Below are 21,257 nucleotides of genomic sequence, written 5' to 3'. Positions count from 1 at the left end.
CGACGCGGTGTACGAGAATCCCAGCAGCGACTACACCCGCCAGTTGCTGACGGCCGCCCCGGTCCTGGACCCCGACGAGGCCCGCCGCCTGCGCGCCGAGCGTGTGGTGGAGAAGCGCGCCGAGGGCAAGGTCGTCGCCTGACGGTCCTGACGGTCCTGACGGTCCTGACGGTCCTGACGGTCCTGACGGTCCCGGTGGACCGGTCGCCGACCGGAGAGGGACCGTCCCAACGCCGGTGCCGCCGCGGAACCCCACGGCGGCACCGGCGTTTCGCGTGCGGAGGGGGCCGCGGGCTCCGGCTCCCGGGCGCCGGACACGAGCCGGAGCGAAGGCCCCCGGAACGCCTGTCGCCGTGACCACAGCCGCGCTCGGACATGAGCGTTGTGTGGATGGCGTGCTAGCTGTAGCTCCGTGACTCCTCGGCGGCCGCAGGATCTCCAGCCGCTCCCTTGACGGCTTTGTCGGAAGACGGACAGGCGTCGCGCAGACGTTGCATGGTCGCCGTCACGGCGGCACGGACGTCCGTCTCGTGCAACGGGGCGGAGAACAGCGCCGAACTGAACGAGAAGCCCTCGATCAGGGCGAACAGCAGGAGCGCCTCGCGGTGCAGCGCCTCCTCGTCGACAGCGCGGTCAGCCAGTGCCTCGCGCAGCAGTGAGCGGACCACATCCGCGCCCGCGAGGGACGTCGCAGCGATGTCGGCCGCAAGCTCCGGGTCCGTGCGCGCCATGACGCGGTATTCGACGAGGGCGATGTTCTCCTTGCGCTCCTGCTCGCTGGTCGGCGCGGCGAAGGCGATCACCTCCACGATCCGTGTCACCGGGTCGTCGGACATCGTCGCGTCGCGGCGCGCGGCGCGCTGCATGAGGACGCCCAGTGTGAAGCGCATGACCTCGCGGACGGTGTCGCCGAAGTAGTACCGGATGCTCCCGATGGCCAAGCCGGTGCGTGCGGCGATCCGGGCGAGGGTCACCGAGCGGAGCCCATGCGCGGCGATCTCGTCGATCACGGCGTCGGCGACGTGCTCCCGGCGGACATCCGGGTCGACTCTCTTAGGCATGACACCATCCTAGTCATTTTTTGGCATGCGTGTGCTACTTTATTTGGCATGGGCATGCTAAATGGGCCTCGTGGCGGTGTTCCCTCCCGTCCCGTCCCCCGGACAGGACCAGACGTGGGCGACCGGCACGTGCAGAGCTCCGGCATGCCGGTCCGGTTCCCGCTCGGATCGGACAGCATCGAGGTCGCCGCGAGCAGGCACGGCATGCAGCGGATCCACCTGATCAGCGCGGACGGCAGCCAGCGACGTCTCGATTCCGCACCGGGGACGCCCGAGCACTCACCTTCCGCCATCACCGGCTCCTGGACGCCGAGACCCACGGGATCGGAAGCTGGGGTCCCCGCACCGGCCGGTCGAGGTTGCTGCCTGATCGAGCACCTCGGTGCACCCAGCCAGGAACACCCCGTCAACCGCCGCCGCACCTCGTACACGACCGCGGCTCGACAAAGGAAAAACGCATGCGATCACGTCTTCCACTCCCGGATCGATCCCCGCGCCTCACGACCGGGCTCGCCGCGGCCGCCACGCCGGTACTCCTCCTGCTCGCCGGCTGCACGTCCGCCTCTCCTCCACCGGACTCCGGCGCGGATGCGGACCTCGGCGCCTACCTCGGGCAAGAGCTCGACTGGGTCGTGCGCGGCGAGGGGGACCGCCAGTACTGGCGTCCGGTCCGCGGCGGATCCGGCGGTTGAGCCCCGTCGGGACGGCCTGGGCAAGGGTTGTCCACAGGTGGGAGACGGCCTGGTCGAATCGGGAATGAAAACGGTTATCATCGACTTGTAACGCGTGGGAACACCCGAGGAGGCATCCATGGCACGCAACGAGATTCGGCCGATCATCAAGCTCAAGTCGACCGCGGGGACGGGCTTCACCTACGTCACCCGCAAGAACCGGCGCAACACGCCCGACCGGCTCACCCTGAAGAAGTACGACCCGCGCGTCCGCCGCCACGTCGAGTTCCGCGAGGAGCGCTGAGCGGGCGGACCACCGCGCCCAACGACCACCCCAAGGGGGCACACATGAAGCAGGGAATCCACCCCGACTACCAGCCGGTCGTCTTCCGCGACCGCGCGGCCGACTTCTCCTTCCTCACCAGGTCCACCGCCACCAGCGACAAGACCATCGAGTGGAGCGACGGCCGTACCTACCCGCTGATCGACGTCGAGATCTCCAGCGCCAGCCACCCCTTCTACACGGGCAACGCCCGCGTGGTGGACACGGCGGGCCGCGTGGAGCGCTTCCAGCGCCGTTACCAGCGCAGGGGCTGACCGACAGAACGCGAGGCGGGGCCCGGCGCCCCGCCCCGAACCACCCGAGAAGAAGGCAGGACCCGATGGCCGTACCCAAGCGCAGGATGTCGCGGTCCAACACCCGCACGCGCCGTTCCCAGTGGAAGGCCGCCACCCCCGACCTGGCGCGCGTCCACATCCGCGGCCGCGAGTACCTCGTGCCGCGCAACCTCGTGCGCGCCTACGAGCGCGGACTGCTCGCGCCGCCCGAGTAGGCGGCCCCGGCACAGCCCGCCCGGCCCCGCCCCGGCACTCCGGGCGGGGCGCCCGGCCGTCGTAAGGTGGTGGGCATGCCAGCCCGAACGCCCCGTGCCGCGCCCGGCGGCGACGCCCCGAGCCTGCGCGCCGACGCGCTGCACAACCGCCACCGCATCGTCGAGGCGGCCCGCGCGGCCTTCTCCGAACGCGGGATCGACGTGCCGATGTCCGCCATCGCCCGCCGGGCCGGGGTGGGGATCGCCACCCTCTACCGCCGCTTCCCCACCCGCGAGTCCCTGGTCACCGAGGTGTTCGCCGACCAGCTGTCGGACTGTGCCTCCCACGTCGACGACGCCCTCGCCGACCCGGACCCCTGGCGGGGCTTCTGCACGGCCGTCGAGCGGGTGTGCGCGATGCAGGCCGCCGACCGGGGCTTCACCGGCGCGTTCCTCAGCGCCTTTCCCGGTGCGGTCCCCTTCGAGGAGAAGCGCGAGCGCGCCGAACGCGGCCTCACCGAACTCATCCGCCGGGCGAAGGCGGCCGGGCGACTGCGCCCCGACTTCGCTCTGGAGGACCTCACGCTGCTGCTCCTGGCCAACTGCGGGGCCGCCTCCGGCCCGCCCGAGGCGGCCGCCGCCTCCTCGCGCCGCCTGGTGGCCTACCTCCTCCAGTCCTTCGAGAGCACGGGGGAGCCCCGTCCGCTGCCCGCGGCCCCGCGGATCGGGCTGGACCAGATCCCCGACCTCGCCACGGGTTGAGCGCGGCCGGTCCCGCGAAACGCGCCGCCCCTGGTACCCGGCCCCCGCGGAGTCGGGCAGTCTTGGGAGTGTGACAACGCGAACCGACGAGACCCCCGCGCCGGACCTCCGAACACCGCGAGCCCCGCGCAGGCCCGTCGACCTCCTCACGGGAGCGGTCGGCCTGCTCGTGGTGGCGGCGATCATGATCGCCGTCCGCGTGGCCACCGACGGTGTGGAGGGGACCGACCCCGACCGGCTCCGCGCGCTGCTGCCCACCGGCCTGCTCCTGCTCGTCGCCGCGGGCGCCAACCTCCTGCTGATCGTCCTCGTCAGCTACGTCGTCCTGCGCACGCTGTTCACCGGGCGGCGGCGCTCCCTGGTCCGGCCGGTCGCCGCCGGGATCGCCGCGTACACCCTCGCCTCGCTGATCAACGCCAGCCTCTTCGCGCTGATCGGCCCGGAGCGGTTCCCCGACGCGCTCGCCCCCGACGACGTCTTCACCAGTGCCACCCTCGGCTACGTGGCCGCCGTCCTGGCCTTCGTCCGCACCATGCCCACCGGGCTGCCGCGGGTCCGCTCGGTCCTGTGGGCGGGCAACACCACCGTCGCGGTCTGCGCCCTGCTGGCCGGGGTCACCAGCGTCCTCGCCCTCGTCCTGACCGTCCTGGCCGGCCTCACCTGCGCCGCCCTGGTCCGGTACGCGCTGGGGGAGAGGCCGCCGCCGCAGACCGACAACGGCCTGGACGCCGAGCTGCGCAGGTTCGGGCTGTCCGCCACCGGCGTCTCCCGCGCGGACGACGACGAGGAGGGCAACCCCCGCCACCTGGCCGAGCTCGACGACGGCCGCCGGGTGGAGCTGGTCGTGCTCAGCTCCGAGAACACCGCCGGGTTCTGGCGGCGTCTGCGCGACCTGCTGTTCCTGCGCGGCCCCGTGGCCCCCCGGATGCTCTACGGCGTCCGCCGCCGCGCCGAGCACGCCGCGCTGATGAGCTTCTCGGCCCGGCAGGCGGGGGCCGCCGTCCCCCGCGTCCTGGCCGTCGGCGAACTCGGGCCCGGCACCGTCCTGCTGGTCCGCGAGCTGCCCGACTTCCGCGCGCTGGACGCACTCGACGACGAGGAGCTCACCGACGAGCTGATCGACCTGTGCTGGCGCGAACTCGGGCTGCTGCACCGCCACCGGCTCGTCCACGGCAACGTCAACGGCGCCACCGTCGGAGTCCTGGGCCATCCTTCGGGCACAGCTGACCTCTCCGCCTCAGAGGACACCTCCGCACCGGCCGACACCTCCGAAACCACAGTCCCGCCCATCCCGGCGGGTCCCCGTGAGGCGGCGGTCCTCCTCACCGGCCTGGACCGCGGCGGCGTGGCCGCCCCCCAACTCCAGGTCGCCCTGGACCAGGCCGCCATGCTCACCCTGCTGGCCATGCGGGTGGGGAGCGGGCGCGCCGTGGACTCGGCGGTGCGCGCGCTGGGCGTGACCGCCACGGCCGCGGTCCTGCCCTTCCTGCAACCCCCCGGTCTGCCCTACGCGCTGCGCCGGGGCCTGCGCGGGGACCGCGGACTCCTGGCCAGGCTGCGCGAGCGCGTGGTGCGCATCGCCCCGGAGGCGCCCTCCGAACCCGCCCGCCTGGAGCGGATGCGTCCACGCACCGTGGTCAGCGTCATCGTCGCCACCGTCGTCGGCCTGGTGCTGCTGTACCAGCTCACCGGCGTGGACTTCACCGCCATCGGCCAGGCCGACCTCGGGTGGACGCTGGCCGCGCTCGCCGCGTCGGTGGTGTGCACGCTCTCCGCCGCGATGATCCTCATCGGCTTCGTGCCCGCGCCGCTGCCGTGGTGGCGCACCGTCATGGTCCAGTACGCGGGGTCGTTCGTGCGCATCGCCGCCCCCGCCGGGCTGGGGTCGCTCGCGATCAACACCCGGTTCGCCACCAGGCAGGGGGTCTCGACCTCCCTGGCCCTGTCCGCGGTGGGCCTCACCCAGCTGGTCGGGTTCCTGGTGCACGTGCCGCTGCTGCTGGTGTGCGCCTACCTCACCGGAACCTCGTACTGGACCGGGTTCACGCCCTCCCCGACCGTCGTCGTGATCAGCATCGCCGGGACGGCCGTGGTGGGGGTGGTCCTGCTGCTGCCCCGGCTGCGGCACGCCCTCAGCGCCCGGATTCGCCCCTACCTGCGCGGGGTGCTGCCACGGCTGCTGGACATGCTCCAGAGCCCGTCCAGCCTGCTGTTGGGTTTCGGTGGAACGCTGCTGATCACCGCGGCGTTCGTGCTGTGCCTACAGTTCTCGGTCCTGGCCTTCGCCGACCCGGGCGCCCGGGTGAGCCTGGTGGCGGTCGCGGTGGTGTTCCTGGCGGGCAACGCGATCGGCTCGGCCGCGCCCACGCCCGGAGGCCTGGGCGCGGTGGAGGCCGCCCTGATCGGCGGTCTGACCACGGTGGCGGGCGTCCCCGCCGCCGTCGCGCTGCCCGCGGTGCTGCTGTTCCGGCTGCTGACCTTCTGGCTGCCGGTCCTGCCGGGCTGGGGGGCCTTCTCCTACCTCCAGCGCCGCGAGGCCATCTGAGCGGGGTCCGCGCGTCAGGAGACGCTGGAGCGGGCGGGCACGAGCTTGCCGATCCCCCAGGCGACCAGACCGGTGACGGCGCCGACGGCCGCCCCGGTGAACAGGCTGCTCACCACCGAGAAGCCGCGGATGATGATCGCGTGCGCGGCGGGCGGCAGGTCGCTGAGGTTGCCGCCGAGCGTCGGGGGGTCCCCCTCCCAGGCGGTGTTCCACAGCACCTGGTGCCCCAGGGCGAGGAGGACGCCGTAGAGCAGCCCGACCACCAGCAGGGTCAGGAACGGGTTCGGCGCCCGGGTCAGGACGGCCACCACCACCCACACGAGCGGGGGGACGAACACGAACAGGGCGTTGACGAGCGTTCCCTCCTGGATGATGTCGAGGTCGTGCAGGATCACGCGGGGCGCCGCGAGCAGGGCCAGCACGATCATGACGGTCCATGACAGGCCGAGAGCGGAGCGTTTCTGTTCGGTCATGGCCACGAGCCTAGGGAGACCGCCGCCCCGCCACATCCGCGTTCGGTATCGACCGCGTACGCCCGTGGTCGACTCCGAGGTCGCGCTCCGTCGTTATTCGGTTGAACCCGCTCCGCCGGGTGCGCACAATGGCCGGGTGACCACGAGAGGGCGGGGATCGGTGCGCGACTTCGACGACCTGGTGGAGGAGGCCGCGCGACGGCCGACCTCCGGGTGGGACTTCCGGTTCCTGGACGGAAGGATGACCGAGGACCCGCTGCCCTGGTCCTACGAGGAGCGCGCCGGGCAGCTCGTGCGCGCCACGCGGGCGCCCGTCCTGGACCTGGGCACCGGGGGAGGTGAACTCCTCTCGTCCCTGGCCCCGCTGCCGCCCGGTTCCCGGGCCACCGAGGGCTGGCCGCCGAACGTCCCCGTCGCGCGCCGCAGGCTCGCGGCCCTGGCGGTGGACGTGGTCGAGCCTGGCCCCGACGGAAGCCTGCCCCTGCCCTCCGGAGCGTTCGGCGCGGTGCTCGACCGCCACGAGGCCTACGACCCCGCCGAGGTCGGGCGGGTCCTGGCCCCCGGCGGCGTCTTCGTCACCCAGCAGGTCGGCAGTGATGACGGGCGCGAACTCAGCGCCCTCCTGGAGGGGCCGCCCCCGGACCGGGACGCGCACTGGAACCTCGACGCGGCGGTCGCGGGCCTGGAGGGAGCGGGACTGGCCGTCACCCGCGCTCGTCAGGCCCGGACCCTGCGCCGCTTCCATGACGTCGGCGCGCTCGTGTCCTACCTGCGCATGGTCCCGTGGCAGGTGCCGGGCTTCGACGCACCCACCCACCGCGGGCCGCTGCTGCGGCTCCACCGGAACATGGCGCGTGGGAGGCCGCTCACGTGCACGGTGCACCGCTTCCTCGTCGAGGCGGCCGGGCGCTGACCGCGCCGCGGACCGGCGCTCACTCTCCCGTGGTGATCGCCTCGGCCTCGGCCCGCGCGGACTCGGGGCCGTCGTCGACCCTGCGCAGCGCCCTGCGGCCCACGAGCACGATCCCCGCGGCCAGCGCCACCGACCCCGCCGCCGCGTACATCGGCGCGCCGGGGGACAGGGCCGCGGCGAGCGCGGAGGCGGCCGGGGGAGCGGCGGTGCCGCCGAGGAAGCGCACCGTCGAGTAGGACGAGGACGCCACCGAGCGCGGCAGGTCGCTGGCCTCCATCACGCACTCGGTCAGCACCGTGTTGAGCACTCCCAGCAGGAGGCCGCCCAGCACGATGCTGGTGATCAGCCCCGCCGTGGAGGAGATGAGCGCACCCGCGGCGACCAGGTCCACGGCCAGCAGGAGCAGCGTGGTCCACAGCACCCGCGTGCGCGGCCACCGGCGGGTGAGCACCGGGGCCACGAAGACCGAGGTCACGGCGACCGCCAGACCCCAGCCGAAGAAGGTGAACCCCAGGCCCATCTCGTCCAGTCCCAGTGGGAAGGGCGTGTAGGCCAGCAGGGCGAAGAACCCGATGTTTTGACATCCTCTTCCGCTCGAAGGCGAAAGGATCCAGCACACGGAACTGATCCGTCCGCTGGTGGTTGACGTTTCTCAGCCCGCCTGGCGGCGAGGGCTCCACGTCCTGGCACCCACAATGTCCCGGGGCGCTTGCTGCTTCACCGCATGCTCGACGTTGCGTGCGGCGTTGGTGTCGGCGTGCGCCGCATACCCGCACCCGGGCGCCTTGCACACGAACCGGTCCCGCGACTGACGGCTGCCCTCGGTGATGTCCTGGCATGCCGAGCAGCGCCGCGAGGCGTTGGCTGCGGGCACCCGTACCAGGAGGTGGGCGACCTCGGGGTTTCGATCGTCTCCGGAGTCCCCGTTTCCGGCGTCCTCGTTGTCGTGGTGCACGCCGCCAGGCTAGGGCATCCCTCGCGGACGTGCCCCGCCGTGCGGCGGGAGGCGTTCCCCCGCGGCGCGGTACGCCGTGGGGGAACGCTGGCCACGGGCGTCTGCGGGCCCGCGCCGCGGAGTCGTGCGGGGTGGCCTCGCGGCCGCCGTGGTCGGCCGTCATGGTCCTGGAATCGGAGGTGACCAGGCCCTGTCGACATCCTCGGACACGCCGTTCCCCTTCCCGGAACTCACAGGCCGTGGCCGCGCTCGCCCGCCACCAGTTCGCTCACACGCGCCTCGGACTCGGCCGAGAAGGCGTCCCGGTGGGCGGCGACCGCCCGGCGGGTGTCCTCGTTGACCAGGTCGGCGTTGACCTGGGCCCCGGCGGCGGCGCCCGACGCCGCCGAGGCGCCGACCTGGGCGGTCAGGTCGGTGACGTTGCCCGCGGCCCACACCCCGGGCACGTCGGTGCGGCCGCCCTCGTCGGTGGGGACGTACTCGCCGACCCCCATCGGGTGCTCCCGTACCCGCAGGCCGAGCGTCTCCAGGAAGGAGGCGCGCGCCACCATCCGCGTTCCGACGACCACCACCTCCCGGCCGACCACCGTGCCGTCCGCCAGCCGCAGCCCCGTGATCCGGCCGTCGGCGGTCTCCAGTGAGGCCACCTCGCCCTCGACCACGCGGATGCCGCGGGCGGCCAGCTTCTCCGCGTCCTCCTCGCCCGGCGAGGGCATGGTGTGGGTGAAGAGCGTGACGTCCTCGCTCCACTGGCGGAACAGCAGCGCCTGGTGCACCGCCATCGGTCCGCTGGCCAGCACGCCGATGGCCCGGTCGCGCACCTCCCAGCCGTGGCAGTACGGGCAGTGCACCACGCCCGCGCCCCACTGCTCCCGCACGCCCGCCACGTCCGGCAGTTCGTCCACCAGTCCGGTGGTCACCAGGATCCGACGCGCGCGCACGTCGCGGCCGTCGGCCAGCTCCACCCGGAACCCGCCGCCGTCGCGGGTCACGGCGACGACGTCCCCGGTGGTCACGTGGCCGCCGTAGCCGCGCACCTCCGCCCGGCCCCGCTCCAGCAGCTCGGCTGGGGACATGCCCTCCCGGGCCAGCAGCCCGTGCACACCCGCCGCGGGCGCGTTGCGCGGGGCGCCCGAGTCGACCACCGCCACCGAGCGCCTCGCCCGGGCCAGCATGAGGGCCCCGTTCAGCCCGGCCGCGCCACCGCCGACCACCACCGCGTCGTAACCGCTCTCCAACTGATCGTTCACAGCGATCACCTCCATGCCCCACCATGCGACCCCTCGCCGGTTCACGCAATCTTTGTTGCCGGTATGGCAAAATGGCGGTATGGAAGACGACCTCGACCACGCGCTCGACGCGGTCGGACCCCGGCTGCGCGCGCTGCGCAAGCAGAAGGAGACCACGCTGTCCGACCTGTCGGCGGTGACCGGCATCTCGGTGAGCACCCTGTCCCGGCTGGAGTCGGGTTCTCGCCGTCCCACCCTCGAACTGCTGTTTCCGCTGGCCAGGGCGTACGGTGTCACCCTCGACGAACTCGTGGACGCGCCGCCCACCGGCGACCCGCGCATCCACCTGCGGCCGGTCACCCACCACGGCATGACCATGCTGCCCCTGACCCGCCGTCCCGGCGGCATCCAGGCGTACAAGCTGGTGATCCCGGCCAGCGACCGTCCGAGTGAACCCGACCCGCAGACCCACGAGGGCTACGAGTGGCTCTACGTCCTCAACGGGCGGCTGCGGGTCGTCCTGGGCGAGCACGACCTGGTGCTCACCCCGGGCGAGGCGGCCGAGTTCGACACCCGCGTGCCGCACTGGTTCGGCTCCGCCGACACCGGGGCCGTCGAGTTCCTCAGCCTGTTCGGCAGACAGGGTGAGCGCGCGCACCTGCGCGCGCGCCCCAAGGCGGAGGGCCCGTCCGAGAGCGCCGACTCCTGACCGGCAGGGTTCGCCGGTAGGGCACTTTGCGTCACACCAGCAACGTTTTCGGCCAGTCCACACCCAACACCAAGCGGCGGACGCTGCACCTGTCGGCGGACGCTCTCGGAGCAGAACTCAGGAACCGCGGACGGCATCCTCGGCGGTGGGGCGGCCGGAGGCGTGCACGGTCCGGCACGCGGCGACGACCTCCTCGACGCCGATCGCGTCCAGACCCGGGTCCAGCGTGGCGGAGTGCGGATCGCCCGGGCGGCCCGCCCACAGGCACGCGTGGATCTCCCGGTCCACCCGCGGGCCCCACAGCTGCGGGGAGACCGGCCCGAACAGGCGCACCGACGGCGTGCCGTAGGCGGTGGCCAGGTGGCCGATCCCGGTGTCCCCGCACACCACCAGCCGGGCCTGGCTGACCAGCCGCGCCAGCAGGTCCAGGGACGTGCGCCCGGCCAGCACCGCCCGGTCGCCGAGTCCGGCGGCCTCGGCCACCCGCTCGGCCAGCGCGGTCTCGTTCTGTGAGCCGGTCACCAGCACCCGCAGCCCCGAGGCCGCCAGCTCTCCGGCCACCCGCGCGAAACGCTCCGCGGGCCACCGGCGCGATTCGGAGGCGGCCCCCGGGTGGACGATCGCGGTGTCCCCCTCGACCACCGCGCCACTCCCCTCCGGAGGACTCGGCCACCGCAGGTCGTCCGGGTCGGCCGCCACACCGTGCGAGCGCAGCAGACGGCACCAGATCTCGGCGTCGTGGACCTCCTCGGGCCATCCCGGTCCCGGCCACTGCGGGGCGGACGGGTGGCCGTGCGTCCACAGCCGCACCGGCGTCAGGGCGGCCAGGGCCGCCGTGCTCTGCGGACCCCGGCCGTGCAGGTTGACGGCCAGGTCCGGGGCGCCGGTGTCGGGCGCGCGCAGCGGCTCGGTCGGCAGGACCGCCCAGTCCAGCCCGGCCAGCGCGACCAGGTGCCGGTACCAGGAGGGACCCGCCAGGGTCCGGCGCCAGGACGGCAGCGCCCGCTCCAGCGCGCGCAGCGCGGGAACGGCCGTGGCGAAGTCGCCCAGCCCCAGCGCCCGCAGCGCCAGCAGGGACGGTCGTCCGCCCGTGTCGGGGACCCCGCCCCCGTCCGGGCCCCCGTGGCCGGACGGCGGCGTCTCTCCCACCGGTGCCTCAGCGGTTGGGGTCGGCGGCGCTGACGTCGGCCAGCGCCGAGTCCTCGTCCACGGTCCGAGCCAGGTCGCCCATGGACACCACGCCCACGACGCGGTCGCCGTCCACGACGGGAAGGCGGCGCACCGCGTTGGTGCGCATGACGTGCACCGCGTCGGCGATCCCGCTCTGCGGCGGCACGGTGGCCACCTCCGAACTGCACACGTCGCTGACGCTGTGCTGACCGGGGTCGGCGCCCTCGGCCACGCAGCGCACCACGATGTCGCGGTCGGTCAGGATGCCCATGATCCGCCTGTCCTGGGTCACGACGACGTCGCCCACGTCGGCGTCGCGCATGATCTCCGCCGCCTCACGCAGGGACGTGTCCGGCGAGACCGTGCGGACCGGGCTGCTCATCACCTGGTCGATGGTTCGCACCACCATGGTCCTGCTCCTTTCGTGTCGGTCGTGCCTCTCCAGTTCTCACCCCTCCCATAGCCCGCATCCGTGGGGGCAAACATGACGGCTTCTCCATCGCCGCCGGACGAACGGCGGGTGCACGGGCGGCGGACCCGGAGTAGCCCACACGCGCGCGTCGGGGCTGGTGAGGGGGTTCCGGTCGCCTGTGGTGGATGTTTAGGCGTCGCTGCTGCTGGTAGTCGAGTGAGTGCGTTCGGCGTCTGAGTTCCGAACCCCAGCCTGAGGAGGGAGCGGTTACATGCGTGTCCTCGGTGTCAACGCCGTCTTCCACGACCCGGCAGCGGCGATCGTCGTCGACGGCCGTACGGTCGCGGCGGCGGAGGAGGAGCGGTTCTCGCGGCGCAAGCACGGCAAGGCCGCGGTGCCCTTCTCCACGTGGGAGCTGCCGGAGCAGGCGATGCGCTGGTGCCTGGAGCGTGCGGGGCTGCGCCCCACCGACCTGGACGCGGTCACCTACTCCTACGACCCCGCCCTGGCCGACCCCGAGGGGCCCGGACAGGACCGCGGCTGGGAACGCCTGCGCCTGTTCTACGTCGAGCGCGTGCCGCACTTCCTGGCCACCGCGCTGCCGGGCCTGGACCCGGCCAAGATCAGCTACGTCCCCCACCACGTCGCGCACGCGGCCTCCGCGGGGCTCGCCGCCCCGCCCGAGGCCGGGGGCGGTGAGTGCGCGGTCTTCGTGGCCGACGGCCGCGGAGAGAGCACCTCGCACCTGGCGGGCGTCTACACCGGCGGGAGGCTGGAGGTGCTGGCCCGCCAGCCGCTGCCCGAGTCCCTGGGGCTGGTCTACGAGGAGCTCACCGAGCACGTGGGCTTCCACCGCTCCAGCGACGAGTACAAGGTGATGGCCCTGGCCTCCTACGGCGAGCCCACCATGCTCGACGCGGTGCGCAAGTGCGTGCGCTACGAGGGCGACGGCCTGGTCCGCGCCTCGGGCCTGGACTGGAACTCCCTCGCCGACCCGTGCGAGCCGGGGCGGGAGCCCTCCAAGGAGCACGCGAACCTGGCCGCCAGCGTGCAGGCCGCCATGGAGGAGACCCTCCTGGCCGTCGTCGGCTGGCTGCACGAGCAGACTGGACGCCCGTGCCTGACGATGGCGGGCGGGGTCGCGCTCAACTGCGTCGCCAACAGCCGCATCGCCCGTGAGGGGCCCTTCGAGAGCGTCTGGGTGCAGCCCGCCTCCGGCGACGCGGGCACCGCGCTGGGCGGCGCCCTGCACGTGGCCTCGCTCGTGGAGGACTCGGTGGCGCCCATGCCCGGGGCCGACCTGGGCCGCTCCTGGGACGAGGACGAGCTGCACGCGGTCCTGCGCGAGGCCGACGTCGCGTTCGAGCGCCCCGACGACCTGGCCGACACCGTGGCCGAGGCACTGGGGCGGGACGCGCTGGTGGCCTGGTTCCAGGGCGCCTCGGAGTACGGGCCCCGCGCGCTGGGGCACCGGTCCCTGCTCGCCAACCCGTCCAACCCCGACAACCTCGAACGGCTCAACCGGGTGAAGGGGCGCGAGCAGTTCCGTCCCGTCGCGCCGATGGTGGCTGAGCACAGGGCGTCGGAGATCTTCTCCGGCGGGCCTCTGCCCAGCCCCTACATGCTCTTCGTCCACGAGGTGCACCCCGACTGGCGCGAGCGCCTGCCCGCCGTGGTGCACGTGGACGGCACCGCCCGCGTCCAGACCGTGGCCGAGCGGGACGACCCGCTCACCGCGCGCCTGCTGGACCGCTTCGAGCAGCGCAGCGGCCTGCCGGTCCTGGTCAACACCAGCCTCAACACCGCCGGGCGGCCCATGGTCGACTCCCCGCGCGACGCCCTGGAGTGCTTCGGGTCCGCGCCCGTGGACCTGCTGGCCATCGGCCCGTTCGTCGTGCGCCGCCGCGCGGGCGAGGGGGCGCACCGGTGAGCGCTCCCCGCTACTCCGTGGTCGTGCCCACCGTGGGGCGCGACACCCTGCCCCGCGCCCTGAGGCCGCTCCTGGACGCGCCGCCCCGGGAAGCGCCCGAGGAGATCGTCGTCGTCGACGACCGTCCGCCCACCGACACCGCGGCGCCGCTACCCGGGATCGACCACGCCCGGGTGCGCGTCCTGCGCACCGGGGGAGGCGGCCCCGCCGCCGCACGCCAGGCCGGATGGCACGCCTGCGCCTCCGAATGGATCGCCTTCCTGGACGACGACGTGGCCCCGCCCGCGGACTGGCCGCGGCGCCTGTGCGCCGACCTGGCCGACCTGCCCGCCGAGGTGGGCGCCAGCCAGGGCCGCATCACCGTGCCCCGCCCGCGCGGGCACCGGCCCACGGACGCCGAACGGGCCACCCTGGCCCTGGAGGGCGCCCGCTGGATCACCGCCGACATGGCCTACCGCAGGAGCGCCCTGGAGGAGGTCGGCGGCTTCGACGCCCGCTTCCCGCGCGCCTACCGCGAGGACACCGACCTGGCCCTGCGGGTCGTGGACGCCGGGTTCGTCCTCGTGCCCGGCGAGCGCGAGTGCGTGCACCCGCTGCGCGGCGGCGGACGCTGGGCGAGCCTGGCCGCCCAGCGCGGCAACGCCGACAACGCGCTGATGGACCGCCTGCACGGGCGCGGCTGGCGCAGCCGGGTCGGCGAGGGCCCCGGCGGGCTGCGCGGGCACGCGCTGACCACGGCCGCCCTGCTGGGCGCCGCCGGAGCGGCCCTGACCGGGCGCCGCGCCGCGGCCGCCGCGTGCGCCGCGCTGTGGGCCGCGCGCACCGCCGCGTTCGCCCGGCGCCGGATCTCCGGCGGACCCGGCACCCGCGACGAGGTCACCGACATGCTGGTGACCAGCGCGCTCATCCCGCCCCTGGCCTGCTGGCAGCGGCTGCGCGGCGAGATCCGCCACGCCGGGGCGCGCCCCGGCGTGGGAGTGGCGGCCGTGCTGTTCGACAGGGACGGCACCCTGGTCGAGGACGTCCCCTACAACGGCGACCCCGACAAGGTGCGGCCCACGCCCTCGGCCGAACGGGCGCTCGCCCTGGCCCGCCGCGCCGGACTCGCCGTCGGTGTGGTCAGCAACCAGTCGGGCATCGCCCGCGGGCTGATCACCCGCGACCAGGTGGACGCGGTCAACCGGCGCGTGGAGGAACTGCTGGGCCCCTTCGACGTGTGGCGCGTGTGCCCGCACGGCGAGGAGGACGGCTGCGGGTGCCGCAAGCCCGCGCCCGGCATGGTCCGCTCCGCCGCGGCCGAACTGGGCTTACCGGCCTCCCGCTGCGCGCTGGTCGGCGACATCGGCGCCGACGTGGACGCCGCGCGGGCCGCGGGCGCGCGCGGGGTGCTCGTGCCCACCGCCGCCACCCTGGACGCCGAGTGCCGGTCCGCGCCCGAGACCGCGCCCGACCTGGAGGCCGCCGTCCTGCGCCTGCTCGGAAGGGACGCCTCGTGAGCGGGGGCACCGTGATCGTGGCGCGCCTGGACAGCATGGGGGACGTCCTGCTGTCCGGACCGGCCGTGCGCGCCGTCGCCCACGGAGCCGACCGGGTCGTCTACCTCGCCGGTCCCCGGGGCGCCGAGACCGCCGCGACGCTGCCGGGGGTGGACCACGTCCTGACCTGGTGCGCGCCCTGGATCGCCGCCGACCCGCCGCCGGTGGACGCCGCCGACGTCACCCGCCTCGTGAAACGCCTGTCCGGCCTCGGCGCGGACGCCGCCGTGCTCCTGACCTCCTTCCACCAGTCGCCGCTGCCGCTGGCCCTGCTCCTGCGCATGGCCGGGGTGCCCCGAGTCTCGGCCGTCAGCGAGGACTACCCGGGCAGTCTGCTCGACGTGCGCCACCACGTGGCCCACGGGATCCCCGAGGCCGAGCGGATGCTGTCCCTGGCCAGGGCGGCCGGGTACCCGCCGCCCCCCGGGGACGACGGGCGCCTGGCCGTGCGCCGACCGCTGCCCGACACCCGGGAGCTGACCGGGCCGGACGGGTACGCGGTGGTCCACGTCGGCGCGGACGCGCCCTCCCGGGAGCTGCCGCCCGCCCTGGCCGCCAAGACCGTCGCCGCGCTGGCCGAGCGCGGACACCGGGTCCTGGTCACCGGCACCGCGGAGGAGGCCGCGGCGGCCCGCGAGGTCGCCGCGCACGGCGCAGCGGATCTGGCCGGGCGCACCACCGTCACCGAACTGGCCGACGTGCTCGACCGCGCCGCCGTTCTGGTCTCGGGCAACACCGGCCCCGCCCACCTGGCCGCCGCCGTCGGCACGCCCGTGGTCTCGCTCTTCTCCCCGGTCGTGCCCGCCTCCGCGTGGGCGCCCCACGGCACCGCGGTCCGCGTCCTGGGAGACCAGCTCGCGCCCTGCGCCGACACCCGAGCCCGGGTCTGCCCCGTACCCGGGCATCCCTGTCTGAACTCCGTCTCCTCCGACGACGTCCTGACCGCCGTCGACGAACTCCTGGGGGCACGATGACCATCCACCATCCGACACCCACCATCCCGGCGCCTGCCCCCCGGGGTATGGGGCAGGGCCGGGCCAGGACGCCCGCGCGCGTGCTGCGGATCCTGCTCTGGCACGTCCACGGCTCGTGGACGACCGCGTTCGTCCACGGCGGACACACCTGCCTGCTGCCGGTGACCCCGGACCGGGGACCGGACGGGCGGGGCCGCGCCCGCACCTGGGACTGGCCCGCCAACGCCGAGGAACTGTCCCCGCAGGCGGTGCGCGACAGCGAGCCCGACCTGGTGATCCTCCAGCGACCGCACGAGATCGCCCTGGCCGAGGAGCTCCTGGGTCGCGTACCGGGCCGGGACGTGCCCGCCGTCTACGTCGAGCACAACACCCCGCGCCAGGACGTGCCGGTCACGCGGCACCCCGTCGCCGACCGCGACGACATCCCCGTCGTCCACGTCACCCACTTCAACGACCTGTTCTGGGACTGCGGGCGCGCGCCCACCCGTGTGGTCGAACACGGCGTGCCCGACCCCGGGTACCGCTACACCGGCGAGATCGCCCGCACGGGCGTGGTGCTCAACGAGCCCCTGCGCCGCTGGCGCTTCACCGGCACCGACCTGCTGCCCGCACTCGCCGAGCGCGTGCCCCTGGACCTGTTCGGCATGGGCGTGGCCGGGATCTCCGAGCACCTCGGCCTGGCGCCCCCGCGGCTGCGCGCCCACGAGGACCTGCCCCAGGGCGCCATGCACGACGAGCTCGCCCGCCGCCGCGCCTACGCCCACCCCCTGCGATGGACCTCGCTCGGCCTGTCCCTCATCGAGGCGATGATGCTCGGCCTGCCCGTGGCCGCCCTGGGCACCACCGAGGCCTACGAGGCCGTGCCGCCCGAGGCGGGCACCGTCTCGACCGACCCCCGAGTACTCGCGGAGGCGCTGTGCGCGTTCCATGAGGATCGCGACCTCGCCCTTCGTGCCGGCAAGGCCGCCCGGGCGGCGGCACTGCGCCGCTACGGGCTCACCAGGTTCCTCGACGACTGGGACCGGGTGCTACAGGAGGTGACGTCATGAGGATCGCCATGGTCTCCGAACACGCCAGCCCGCTGGCGGCGATCACCGGAGAGGACGCGGGCGGCCAGAACGTCCACGTGGCCGAGCTGGCCGCGGCGCTCGCCGCGCGCGGACACGAGGTCGTGGTCTACACGCGCCGCACCGACGCCGAGCGGCCCGACACCGTCTCCCTGGGTCCGGGCGTGCGCGTGGAGCACGTGCGCGCCGGACCGGCGGCCCCGATCAGCAAGGACGAGCTGCCCCGGTACATGCCCGAGTTCGCGCAGCGGCTGCGGGCCGCCTGGCGCGTCCAACGGCCCGACGTCGTCCACGCCCACTTCTGGATGAGCGGTTTCGCCTCCCTGCGGGCGGCAGGGGCCCTGGACCTGCCCGTGTTGCAGACCTTCCACGCCCTGGGCACCGTCAAGCGCCGCCACCAGGGCACGGACGACACCAGCCCCGTCGAGCGCGTCCCGACCGAGCGCGCCGTGGCCGGTCAGTGCGACATGGTCGTGGCCACCTCCACCGAGGAGCGGCGCGAACTCGCCGAGTGGGGGATCGCGCCCGCGCGCGTGGCGGTGGTGCCCTGCGGTGTGGACACCTCCCGCTTCACCGCGAAGGGCCCCGCCGCCGAGCGCGGCGACCGCCCGCGCCTGCTCAGCCTGGGCCGCCTGGTCCGGCGCAAGGGCGTGGACACGGTGATCCGCGCGCTGGCCGAGGTGCCCGAGGCCGAACTCGTCATCGCCGGGGGAGCCGACCGCGAACGCCTGTGGACCCAGCCCGAGGCGGTGCGGCTGCGCATGGTCGCCGAGCGCGCGGGCGTGGACGACCGGGTCCGCTTCCTGGGCTGCGTGGACCGCGCCGAGGTCCCCGCCCTGCTCAGATCGGCCGACGTGGCCGTCAACGTGCCCTGGTACGAGCCGTTCGGGATCTCCACCGTCGAGGCGATGGCCTGCGGCGTCCCCGTGGTCGCCTCCCGCGTGGGCGGCCACGTCGACACCGTCGTGCACGGGGAGACCGGCCTGCTCGTCCCGGCCAGGTCGCCCAAGCGGCTGGGCCGCGCCGTGCGCTGGCTGCTCTCGGACGGGGCGACCAGGACCTCCTTCGCCGAGGCCGCGGCCGAGAGGGCGCGTGAGCGCTACTCGTGGGCGGAGGTGGCCCGGCGCACCGAGGAGTGCTACCTGCACGTGACCGCGACCGCGACCGGAACGGCCGTCCCGGCGCCCCGCGCGGGACGCAACACGCCGGTCGCCACCACCACCGGGGGAGGCGAGGAGTGATGCACACCCACCTGAGACAGCTCAGCTCCGCGCTGGACGGCACGGACGCGGCCCTCGTCGAGGAGTGGGGCCGCCGCGCCGCGCGCGCCCTGAGCGGGGGACAGCGCCTGTTCGCCTGCGGCAACGGCGGCAGCGCGGCCGAGGCCCAGCACCTGACGGCCGAACTGACCGGACGCTTCGAGGACGAGCGCGAGCCCCTGTCGGCCATCGCGCTGCACGCGGAGACCTCCAGCGTCACCGCCATCGCCAACGACTACGGCTACCACCAGGTCTACGCGCGCCAGCTGCGCGCCCACGCCCGCCCGGGCGACCTGCTGGTGTGCATGTCCACCAGCGGCAACAGCGAGAACGTCGTCGCCGCGGCCAAGGCCGCGCAGGAGCTCGGCGTCACCTGCTGGTCCCTGACCGGCCCCGGACCCAGCGCCCTGGAGTCGCTCAGCGAGGAGACGGTCGCCGTCCCCGCGCCCAGCACCTCCACCGTGCAGGAGGTCCACCTGGCGCTGGTCCACGTGTTCTGCGCCGCGGTGGACGCCGAGGTCGCCGCCCGCGCACACGGGGTCTTCGTCCCGGAGGGGAGGGCGGCCACATGAGCGCGGGAACCGTGGTGGTGGTCGGCGACGCCCTGCTCGACGTGGACCTGCGGGGCGTGTCCCGGCGCGACTGCCCCGACGCGCCCGCGCCCGTGCTGGAGGAGCCCGAGGCCTGGTACCGGCCCGGCGGCGCGGCCCTGGCCGCACGCCGCGCCCGGCAGGACGGCCACGACGTGGTCCTGGTCACCGCGGTGGGCCGCGACGCGGCCGCCGACGACCTGGCCGCGCTCGTGGGGGAGGGCGTCCGGCTGGTGGGGCTGCCCCTGATGGGGCACACGCCCACCAAGACCCGGGTCCAGGCCAACGGCCGCACCGTGGCCCGCCTGGATCAGGGCTGCGACGGCGTGGAACTCGACGCCCGCGCCGAGGAGATCGCCGAGGCCCTGTCCGGGGCGGCGGTCGTGCTCGTGGCCGACTACGGGCACGGGCTCACCCGCCAGCGCGCCGTGCGCCGGGCCCTGGCTGCCTGCGCGCAGCGCGTCCCGCTCGTGTGGGACCCGCACCCGCGCGGGGCCGATCCCGTACCCGGAACCCGCCTGGCCACGCCCAACGCCGCCGAGGCCGGGGTCTCCGGGGGCACCGACGAGCAGGCTCTGCGCCGGGCGGGGGAGCTGGCCTGGGCGTGGGGTGTGCACTCGGTGGCCGTCACCCTCGGCGCGCGCGGCGCCACCTGGTCCGGCACGGGGAGCGAACGCGCCCTCCTGCCGGGCGCGCCCGTCGACTCGCCGACGGACACCTGCGGCGCCGGGGACGCCTTCGCCGCCGCGTGCGCCACGGCGCTCGCCGACGGCGGTGACGTGCGTGACGCCGTCCGCCGCGGGGTCGCCTCCGCCTCGGCCTTCGTCGCCGGGGGCGGGGCCTCGGCCTACGCCGCCCCGCGCCCCGCCGCAGGGGAGGCGCGCGCCGCCGCGGTGCCCGGACCCCGCACGGGACAGAGCAGCCCGGCGGGACAGGGCCGCCGGGCGGAGCGGGTCGTGGCGACCGGGGGCTGCTTCGACGTCCTGCACGCGGGCCACGTAGACCTGCTGCGCCGCGCCCGCGCCCTGGGTGACCGCCTCGTGGTCCTGCTCAACAACGACGCCTCCGTGCGCGCGCTCAAGGGCAGCGGCCGTCCGGTGGTCGCCGAACACGACCGCGCCCGCGTGCTGAGCGCGCTCGACTGCGTGGACGAGGTGGTCCTCTTCGGCGAGGACACGCCCGTGCGCGCTCTGGAGGAGCTGCGGCCCGACGTGTGGGTCAAGGGCGGCGACTACGACGTGGAGGACCTGCCCGAGACGCCCGTCGTGCGGCGGGCCGGGGGAGAGGTGGTCACCGTGCCCCTCGTACCCGGCCACTCCACGACCGGGCTGATCACCCGCATACGCGGCCGGGGCCGCGACGGAGTGCCCGCCCGCTGAGCACCACCGAGACCGGACGCCCCTGCCCCGGCGCCCGGGAACGACAGACGAACGACGACGGAGAACGAGGGAGACAGATGCGCCCACTCGGAAACACGCTGATCACCGGAGGATCCTCGGGCCTGGGAGCGGCCACCGCGCAGGCCGTGGCCGACGGGGGCGGCCACCCGATCATCCTGGACCGGCAGCACCCCGGCAACGACTTCTCCTTCCATCAGGTGGACCTGGCCGACCGCGAGGCGGTCGAACGCGTCGTGCAGCAGGTCAGCGTCCAGCACGGACGCGTCGACGCCCTGGTCAACGCGGGCGGGACCGACGCCTGCGGCACGCTCACCGACGTGTCCGCCGAGGACTGGGAGCGGGTCATCCAGGTCAACCTCATCGGCACCGCCGCCGTGACCCGCGCCGCCCTGCCGCACCTGCGCGCCTCCCGGGGCACGGTGGTCAACTGCGCCTCCACGCTCGGCCTGCGCGCGCTCAGCGACGCCACCGCCTACTGCGCCTCCAAGTTCGGGGTCGTGGGCTTCACCCGGGCGCTGGCCGCCGAGCTCGCCGGACAGGTCGGGGTGACGCTCCTGGTCCCCGGGGGCATGAGCACCTCCTTCTTCGACGACCGGCCCGACCAGTACAAGCCGGGCCCGGACGCCAAGCTCAACGCGCCCGAGGACGTGGCCCGCGCGGTGGTGTTCGCGCTGAGCCAGCCGCCCGGCTGCGAGGTGCGAGAGATGGTGATCTGCCCCTCGCAGGAGACGTCCTGGCCCTGATCGGCCGGGAAACAGCACCCAGGTAAGCGGTGAGACCATCCGAGGAG

Annotated in this window: 23 protein-coding genes; 16 read left to right on the top strand and 7 right to left on the bottom strand. The window is 74.6% G+C overall.

Annotation, left to right across the window (positions count from 1 at the left end):
- Nucleotides 1-398 precede the first annotated feature (398 nt).
- Nucleotides 399-1,061: a TetR/AcrR family transcriptional regulator gene (locus ACSIH6_RS13135; RefSeq protein ID WP_435108541.1), complete on the bottom strand. Its 663-nt coding sequence runs from the start codon at nucleotides 1,059-1,061 to the stop codon at nucleotides 399-401.
- A 458-nt stretch (nucleotides 1,062-1,519) separates the two neighbouring features.
- Here ACSIH6_RS13135 and ACSIH6_RS13130 point away from each other — a divergent pair, with 458 nt between their 5' ends.
- The 6 genes from ACSIH6_RS13130 (at nucleotide 1,520) to ACSIH6_RS13105 (ending at nucleotide 5,851) form a co-directional block, all read left to right on the top strand.
- Nucleotides 1,520-1,753, top strand: coding sequence for a hypothetical protein (locus tag ACSIH6_RS13130; RefSeq protein WP_435108540.1), 234 nt, complete (start codon nucleotides 1,520-1,522; stop codon nucleotides 1,751-1,753).
- A gap of 118 nt (nucleotides 1,754-1,871) precedes the next feature.
- Nucleotides 1,872-2,036 carry a 50S ribosomal protein L33 gene (gene rpmG, locus ACSIH6_RS13125; RefSeq protein ID WP_013152592.1) on the top strand — a complete coding sequence of 55 codons (165 nt, stop codon included), beginning with the start codon at nucleotides 1,872-1,874 and terminating at the stop codon, nucleotides 2,034-2,036.
- Nucleotides 2,037-2,080: 44 nt separating this feature from the next.
- Complete coding sequence (locus tag ACSIH6_RS13120) at nucleotides 2,081-2,329, top strand: type B 50S ribosomal protein L31 (RefSeq protein WP_061078686.1); 249 nt, start codon at nucleotides 2,081-2,083, stop codon at nucleotides 2,327-2,329.
- A gap of 65 nt (nucleotides 2,330-2,394) precedes the next feature.
- Nucleotides 2,395-2,565: a 50S ribosomal protein L32 gene (rpmF, locus tag ACSIH6_RS13115; RefSeq protein ID WP_047870212.1), complete on the top strand. Its 171-nt coding sequence runs from the start codon at nucleotides 2,395-2,397 to the stop codon at nucleotides 2,563-2,565.
- Between the two features lie 75 nt (nucleotides 2,566-2,640).
- Nucleotides 2,641-3,306, top strand: coding sequence for a TetR/AcrR family transcriptional regulator (locus tag ACSIH6_RS13110; protein WP_435108539.1), 666 nt, complete (start codon nucleotides 2,641-2,643; stop codon nucleotides 3,304-3,306).
- Between the two features lie 70 nt (nucleotides 3,307-3,376).
- A complete protein-coding gene (locus ACSIH6_RS13105; RefSeq protein WP_435108538.1) occupies nucleotides 3,377-5,851 on the top strand; it encodes a flippase-like domain-containing protein in 2,475 nt (824 codons plus the stop codon).
- 14 nt (nucleotides 5,852-5,865) lie between these two features.
- Here the strand turns inward: ACSIH6_RS13105 and ACSIH6_RS13100 are convergent, their stop codons facing one another.
- On the bottom strand, nucleotides 5,866-6,324 hold the full coding sequence (locus tag ACSIH6_RS13100) for a hypothetical protein (RefSeq protein ID WP_435108537.1): 459 nt from the start codon (nucleotides 6,322-6,324) through the stop codon (nucleotides 5,866-5,868).
- 136 nt (nucleotides 6,325-6,460) lie between these two features.
- Between ACSIH6_RS13100 and ACSIH6_RS13095 the strand changes: the two genes are divergently transcribed.
- Complete coding sequence (locus ACSIH6_RS13095; RefSeq protein WP_435108536.1) at nucleotides 6,461-7,237, top strand: class I SAM-dependent methyltransferase; 777 nt, start codon at nucleotides 6,461-6,463, stop codon at nucleotides 7,235-7,237.
- Nucleotides 7,238-7,256: 19 nt separating this feature from the next.
- Here the strand turns inward: ACSIH6_RS13095 and ACSIH6_RS13090 are convergent, their stop codons facing one another.
- The 3 genes from ACSIH6_RS13090 to ACSIH6_RS13080 all read right to left on the bottom strand — a co-directional run bounded on the left by ACSIH6_RS13090 (nucleotide 7,257) and on the right by ACSIH6_RS13080 (nucleotide 9,457).
- Nucleotides 7,257-7,856: an MFS transporter gene (locus ACSIH6_RS13090; RefSeq protein ID WP_435108535.1), complete on the bottom strand. Its 600-nt coding sequence runs from the start codon at nucleotides 7,854-7,856 to the stop codon at nucleotides 7,257-7,259.
- Nucleotides 7,857-7,889: 33 nt separating this feature from the next.
- Nucleotides 7,890-8,192: a zinc ribbon domain-containing protein gene (locus tag ACSIH6_RS13085; RefSeq protein WP_435108534.1), complete on the bottom strand. Its 303-nt coding sequence runs from the start codon at nucleotides 8,190-8,192 to the stop codon at nucleotides 7,890-7,892.
- A gap of 230 nt (nucleotides 8,193-8,422) precedes the next feature.
- A complete protein-coding gene (locus ACSIH6_RS13080) occupies nucleotides 8,423-9,457 on the bottom strand; it encodes an NAD(P)/FAD-dependent oxidoreductase (RefSeq protein ID WP_435108533.1) in 1,035 nt (344 codons plus the stop codon).
- Between the two features lie 64 nt (nucleotides 9,458-9,521).
- Here ACSIH6_RS13080 and ACSIH6_RS13075 point away from each other — a divergent pair, with 64 nt between their 5' ends.
- The gene (locus tag ACSIH6_RS13075) at nucleotides 9,522-10,130 is read left to right on the top strand and encodes a helix-turn-helix domain-containing protein (protein ID WP_435108532.1); all 609 of its coding nucleotides are present in this window, start codon (nucleotides 9,522-9,524) and stop codon (nucleotides 10,128-10,130) included.
- 117 nt (nucleotides 10,131-10,247) lie between these two features.
- Here ACSIH6_RS13075 and ACSIH6_RS13070 read toward each other — a convergent pair whose 3' ends face one another.
- Nucleotides 10,248-11,279 (bottom strand): glycosyltransferase family 9 protein, encoded by a 1,032-nt coding sequence (locus tag ACSIH6_RS13070; protein WP_435108531.1) that lies wholly within the window; start codon nucleotides 11,277-11,279, stop codon nucleotides 10,248-10,250.
- A 7-nt stretch (nucleotides 11,280-11,286) separates the two neighbouring features.
- A complete protein-coding gene (locus tag ACSIH6_RS13065) occupies nucleotides 11,287-11,709 on the bottom strand; it encodes a CBS domain-containing protein (RefSeq protein ID WP_435108530.1) in 423 nt (140 codons plus the stop codon).
- Between the two features lie 274 nt (nucleotides 11,710-11,983).
- Here ACSIH6_RS13065 and ACSIH6_RS13060 point away from each other — a divergent pair, with 274 nt between their 5' ends.
- The 8 genes from ACSIH6_RS13060 to ACSIH6_RS13025 all read left to right on the top strand — a co-directional run bounded on the left by ACSIH6_RS13060 (nucleotide 11,984) and on the right by ACSIH6_RS13025 (nucleotide 21,210).
- Nucleotides 11,984-13,642, top strand: coding sequence for a carbamoyltransferase family protein (locus ACSIH6_RS13060; RefSeq protein WP_435108529.1), 1,659 nt, complete (start codon nucleotides 11,984-11,986; stop codon nucleotides 13,640-13,642).
- A complete protein-coding gene (locus ACSIH6_RS13055) occupies nucleotides 13,639-15,138 on the top strand; it encodes an HAD-IIIA family hydrolase (protein WP_435108528.1) in 1,500 nt (499 codons plus the stop codon). The genes ACSIH6_RS13060 and ACSIH6_RS13055 overlap by 4 nt, the downstream gene beginning before the upstream one ends.
- A complete protein-coding gene (locus ACSIH6_RS13050; protein ID WP_435108527.1) occupies nucleotides 15,135-16,151 on the top strand; it encodes a glycosyltransferase family 9 protein in 1,017 nt (338 codons plus the stop codon). Before ACSIH6_RS13055 ends, ACSIH6_RS13050 begins: the two co-directional genes overlap by 4 nt.
- On the top strand, nucleotides 16,148-17,200 hold the full coding sequence (locus ACSIH6_RS13045) for a glycosyltransferase (RefSeq protein ID WP_435108526.1): 1,053 nt from the start codon (nucleotides 16,148-16,150) through the stop codon (nucleotides 17,198-17,200). Before ACSIH6_RS13050 ends, ACSIH6_RS13045 begins: the two co-directional genes overlap by 4 nt.
- On the top strand, nucleotides 17,197-18,459 hold the full coding sequence (locus ACSIH6_RS13040; RefSeq protein ID WP_435108525.1) for a glycosyltransferase: 1,263 nt from the start codon (nucleotides 17,197-17,199) through the stop codon (nucleotides 18,457-18,459). Before ACSIH6_RS13045 ends, ACSIH6_RS13040 begins: the two co-directional genes overlap by 4 nt.
- The gene (locus tag ACSIH6_RS13035) at nucleotides 18,459-19,049 is read left to right on the top strand and encodes a D-sedoheptulose-7-phosphate isomerase (protein ID WP_150255516.1); all 591 of its coding nucleotides are present in this window, start codon (nucleotides 18,459-18,461) and stop codon (nucleotides 19,047-19,049) included. The genes ACSIH6_RS13040 and ACSIH6_RS13035 overlap by 1 nt, the downstream gene beginning before the upstream one ends.
- On the top strand, nucleotides 19,046-20,446 hold the full coding sequence (gene rfaE2 / locus ACSIH6_RS13030; protein WP_435108524.1) for a D-glycero-beta-D-manno-heptose 1-phosphate adenylyltransferase: 1,401 nt from the start codon (nucleotides 19,046-19,048) through the stop codon (nucleotides 20,444-20,446). The genes ACSIH6_RS13035 and rfaE2 overlap by 4 nt, the downstream gene beginning before the upstream one ends.
- A gap of 77 nt (nucleotides 20,447-20,523) precedes the next feature.
- Nucleotides 20,524-21,210 carry an SDR family oxidoreductase gene (locus ACSIH6_RS13025; protein WP_435108523.1) on the top strand — a complete coding sequence of 229 codons (687 nt, stop codon included), beginning with the start codon at nucleotides 20,524-20,526 and terminating at the stop codon, nucleotides 21,208-21,210.
- Nucleotides 21,211-21,257 lie beyond the last annotated feature (47 nt).

Origin of the sequence: Nocardiopsis synnemataformans (assembly GCF_965343085.1) — a bacterium.
Lineage (GTDB): Bacteria > Actinomycetota > Actinomycetes > Streptosporangiales > Streptosporangiaceae > Nocardiopsis > Nocardiopsis alborubida.
The sequence above is the reverse complement of the archived record's forward strand: the minus strand, read 5'-3'. Positions and strand labels throughout refer to the sequence as shown.